Raw genomic sequence first — 5,115 nt, forward strand, 5'->3', positions numbered from 1 at the left:
CATTATCCATTATCCATTATCCATTATCCATTATCCATTATCCATTATCCATTATATTTATAGTTCTAAACCGCCTTTTTGTAATTTTTTAAACGGATCGATAATAAAGTCAATTACTCGACGCTGACGCACAATAACTTCAGCAGTTGCAGTGTCTCCAGGACGCAGAACAATACATTCATTTTTTGTGGGAATGCAACCTTGTTCTAACTCAATTTCTAACTCATAAGTCGCTACAGGACCTTGATTAGTTTCTTGAATTTCAGAAGTAGGAGAAATCTTTTCCAGACTTGCTTCTACAATACCATAATCCTGGAAAGGATAGGCATCAAATTTTAATTTAACAGCCATTCCTTCCCGCAGAGAACCACTTTCTCCAGTTGCCATTTCTGCCTTTAATAACAAAAAAGAATTTTTAGGAGCAATTTCTACAACCATCTCTCCTTGTTGTACCACATCTCCCACTTTATCTACGGGTAGATTAAAAATTGTACCATGAGATTTAGCTTTAACTGTTCGCTTTTCTAAGTCAAAATTTAAAGATTCAATTTCTTTCTCAGTTTGAGCAATTTCTGAGGTTAAACCTGTTTTTTGAGTATCCATATTCTTGAGTTGTTCTTTGATTTTTGAGATAGCAATTTCACCTGCATGAATAATAGTTTGATAATTATTTTCTTGTTCTCCCAGACGTAATTCTGCTTGCTCAATTTCTGATGCAGCTTGATGAATAATTCGTTCATAACTACTTTTTTGTTCTGCTAAACGTAATTCAGCTTGTTCGATATCTGATTTAGATTGATGCAGGATTCGATTATAACTACCTTGCTGTTCTGTTAGGCGTAATTCGGCTTGTTTAATATCGGCTGCTGCTTGATGAATTACCCGCTCGTAATTTTCTTCCTGTTCTTGTAAACGCAATTTTGCTTGTTCTAAATCTGCTTGAGATTGTTCTAATAATCTTTGTCTTTCTTCTGATACATCCTCATATTCAACTACCTGAATTTCAGTTACTACACCTTCTCGCCAAAGACTACGATATCTATTTACTTCTCGCAGGGATTTTTGCCACCTAATTTCTGCTAATTCTAAGGCAGTTTTTGTATCTTGTAAACGTTGTTTTCCTTGACTGACTTGAGCAAGTTTTTCTTCTTGTTGTAAATTAAAACTGCTGTTTAAATCAGCAAGATTTTGTTGGGCTTGATGAACTTGAGCTAATTTTTCTTCTTGTTGTAAGCTTGATGTTCTATTTAAAGCATCAAGGTTTTGTTGGGCTTGATGAACTTGAGATAATTTTTCTTCTTTCTGAATATTATATACAGTTTTTAGAGACTGTAAATTCCGTTTCGCTTGCTCGATTTGAGCTAACTTTTCTAACTTTTGAGATTGATTTTGCCGTTGCTGAGTCTGAAGTTCTATTTCTAATTGACCTTTCTGTTTTTCTAATTGTGTCAGGCGATTATTTTGGCCTTCTAATTTAATCTGAAGTTGCTGCAGTCTATCTTGAATTTGTCTGGAGTCAAACTCAATTAAAATATCTCCTGCTTTAACTGTATCTCCTTCTTCAATATGAACTTTTTTGACTGTCTCTGCAAAATCAACTTCCTGTTTTAAAGTACCTTTTTGTGGTTCTAATCTACCTCTAGCAATACCAGTTTCATCTACTTTTGCCAGCATCGACCAAGGCAATACAATTGTCACAAACAACACGAGAAAATATAGTAGTCCTCTCGTCCATCTTTGAGGTAAAGCATCTAGCAATTCTTTAGTAGCATAAGACCAATCTGCACTAGATTTTTCTGTATTTTCAGTTAATAAAGTTTGGGTAGGAGGACGATAATTAAGAGTATTTTTATCTAATGTAACTAGGTCAGTATCTAATTGTTTATGACCGTTAGATTCGATTTTTTCTGGTGAATTTAGTTGAGGCATAATTTAATTTATTCCTTAAATAGATTATTTTTTTATAGATAAGATAAATCTATTTTGCAAGGGGAGTCTGGCTCTCCAGCTACCGAAGAATCTAACTTTGATAGACTACTAAAATCAAACTAATTCAAAACAAAAAAGCAGTTAGCTAAATACTAATAACTAATAACTAATATCATGTACGGTTCCCAACAAATCAGATAATTAGCGATAGTAAATCCTTTGTTTGTAGTTTGAATCTCGCCCTAGGATAAATATTTGACTTGCCCAAGCCCAACTACAAGCATAATTTTCCTGTAAAACCATGAAAATTAATCAGGTATAAAGCCTATCCATTCATGGATAATATCATGTTCGGTTGAATACTTATAATTAGGCTCTTTTGTTGGGCTTTAGAAATGGATAGACATTTAGCTGGTTCAAGCACAACTACAAACTAATACTTTTTTATAATTGATTCTCCGAACATAATATAAAAAATCAGAAAAATTCCTTTTAACCTAATTCTCTTGTGTATAAGAATAGCTAATTATTGATTTTTGAATGAACATGATATAAGCTAATACTTTAAGCAGCTACACTCAATTGTTGCTGATTCAAATAATAGTAATGACCTCGTTTTGCCATTAACTCTTCATGTTTCCCTTGCTCAATTAACACCCCTTTATCTAATACTAAAATTAAATCCGCTTGACGCACGGTAGATAAACGGTGAGCAATAATTAATGTAGTTCTATCTTGAAGTATTTTATTAAAATTTGTCTGAATAATTCGCTCTGACTCAGCATCTAAATGAGAGGTAGCTTCATCTAATACTAATAATTGAGGATTTCCCAACAAAGCACGAGCGATCGCTAATCTTTGTCTTTGACCCCCAGACAACATTCCACCCCCTTCGCCAATTTGAGTTTCATAACCCATCGGTAACTTTTTAATAAAATCATCTGCTCCAGCTAATTTTGCTGCTTGCATAATTTCTGTCAAAGTAGCTGAGGGGTGAGCAATACTCAAGTTTTCTCGAATAGTACCGCCAAATAAAAACGTATCCTGGTCAACTACGCCAATATGCTGACGCAGGGATGATAATGATAAAGTTGTTATATCCTGACCGTCAATCAAAATTTTGCCATCGGTAGGAGGATAAAGCCCCAATACCAACTTAGAAATAGTCGTTTTTCCCGAACCACTGCGCCCAACCAATGCTACAGTTTGCCCTGGTTCGACCTCAAAACTGAGATTTTCCAAAACATTGATATCGCTCTCGGGATGATAACGGAAAGTCACATTATCAAACCGAATATGACCGCGCAACCCAATAACCGACTGTCGGGCTTGATGTTGCAAATCTTCCTCTGGGTCAGTATCAATGACATCGTTGATTCTTTCTATAGCGATAATGACTTCCTGCACCTGATTCCAGAGTACGGTCAATCGCTGGAAGGGAGTAATTACATGACCTATCAACATATTAAAAGCAACTAACTGCCCAATAGTCAATTCTCCCTGAATTACTAACCACGCGCCAAACCAAAGTAAACCTGTAGTCACCAAAGATTCTATCCCAGAACTAAATATTTGCAGTCGGTTACCAATAATTTGCCCAGAAAAGTTTTTTCTTACAGACTTATTCAGAAATTCTTCCCACCGCCAGCGCACTGTTTGCTCAACTGCCATTGACTTAACAGTACGGACACCGGAAAGGGATTCAATTAAATAACTATTCTCCTCTGCTAATGCACCAAAAATTTCCCTAGAGATTTTGCGTAAGAAGGGAGTAGCAATTAGGGCTAACAATACAAACGGTGGTATAATAACTAACGCCAGTAAAGCCATTTTCCAACTATACCAAAACATTAGCCCTACATAAATAAAGACTGTCAACAAATCTAGTAAAATTGACAGTGCTTCTCCAGTTAAAAATCTTTGAATTTTCTGGTTTTCCTGAACGCGAGAAATAATATCCCCCACATAACGAGACTCAAAAAAGTTCAAAGGTAAGCGGAATGTATGACGAATAAATCCGACAATTAATGCAACATGAACTTTATTCGCTGTATGGTCAAGCAGATATTGGCGTAACCCCCTCATCGCAACTCGGAACAGACCAAAAATAATCAAACCTAAACCTACAGCAGTTAAAGTTATGGTGCTACCCTGCACTACCACCCGGTCTAACAATAGTTGAGTAAATAAAGGTGTAATCAATCCAAAAATTTGAATAATTACAGAAGCAATAAATACTTCTAATAATACCCCCCCATGAGGTTTGATTAATTCAAAAAACTGCCAGAATGGAGTAACCGTTTCTTTAGCTTCTTTGATTAAAGCAGTGGGTTGGAGGAGCAAAGCATAACCTGTCCAACTATCTTTAAATTCTCTGTGGGTCAGGGTGCGTTGACCAATACCAGGGTCTGCTACAACAACATTCTTTTGGCCGACTTCATAGATTACGACATAATGCTTACCTTCCCAATGAACAATAGCAGGTAATTTTTGTTTGGCAAGTTGGTCAAGACTTGCTCTAACTGGTCTGGTGGCAAACCCGATACTTTCTGCTGCTGCTGATAACCCCCGCAATGAAGCACCATTACGGTCTACATTAGCAATATCTCGCACTCGGTTAACACTAAAACGCTTTCCCCAATAACGAGCAACCATAACTAAACTGGCAGCACCACAGTCTGAAGCACTTTGTTGAGCAAAAAATGGATAACGTCTGGTGATTCGCTGTAGTAGATGACCTACTCTTTGACTAGGGTTGGGAAAATAGGCTTTTCTAATCTTTTTGTGAGAAGTATCTCTATTTTGTCTATTCTCAAATTTGGCAGTAGTTGGGAAATTATCATTAGAGGTGGCAGATAATTGAGAAGTTTGCCCCAAAGGAATTGGTAGGTTATCTGATTTTACCTGTAGGGAATTTTGCTTTTGAGCAACTTCGTACAAATGTTCTCGAATTTGAGGATATTTTTCTATCAGTGGGGCGAGAGTTTTGCCCGACAAATAGCAAAGTTTCAGATTTACCGATGCTCTAGCTGAGTAGGGTAAAAAGTCCGCATTGGGAAATATAGTACATTCCCCAAATGTCGCTCCTCCATTCAAGGTGGTAATTAATTCACCACTATTATCTAGCAGTCTGAGAGACTGTTTGTAAAACAAATCTTAAGAAGACCCAGAGCTTTTAGCAGCAAG

General features: G+C 36.5%; 2 protein-coding genes. Both read right to left on the minus strand.

What is annotated here, in order from left to right:
• Nucleotides 1–57: 57 nt before the first annotated feature.
• Complete coding sequence (locus ACP6PM_RS03125; RefSeq protein ID WP_426581761.1) at nt 58–1,929, minus strand: beta-barrel domain-containing protein; 1,872 nt, start codon at nt 1,927–1,929, stop codon at nt 58–60.
• Between the two features lie 564 nt (nt 1,930–2,493).
• On the minus strand, nt 2,494–5,082 hold the full coding sequence (locus tag ACP6PM_RS03130) for an ABC transporter transmembrane domain-containing protein (RefSeq protein ID WP_426581763.1): 2,589 nt from the start codon (nt 5,080–5,082) through the stop codon (nt 2,494–2,496).
• Nucleotides 5,083–5,115 lie beyond the last annotated feature (33 nt).

Origin of the sequence: Dapis brunnea BLCC-M229, assembly GCF_050015995.1 — a bacterium.
Classification (GTDB): Bacteria; Cyanobacteriota; Cyanobacteriia; order Cyanobacteriales; family Microcoleaceae; genus Trichodesmium.

What these genes read in the sequence shown, in the direction of transcription:
- ACP6PM_RS03125 (WP_426581761.1), bottom strand. Translation starts at nt 1,929, where the DNA reads ATGCCTCAACTAAATTCACCAGAAAAAATCGAATCTAACGGTCATAAA.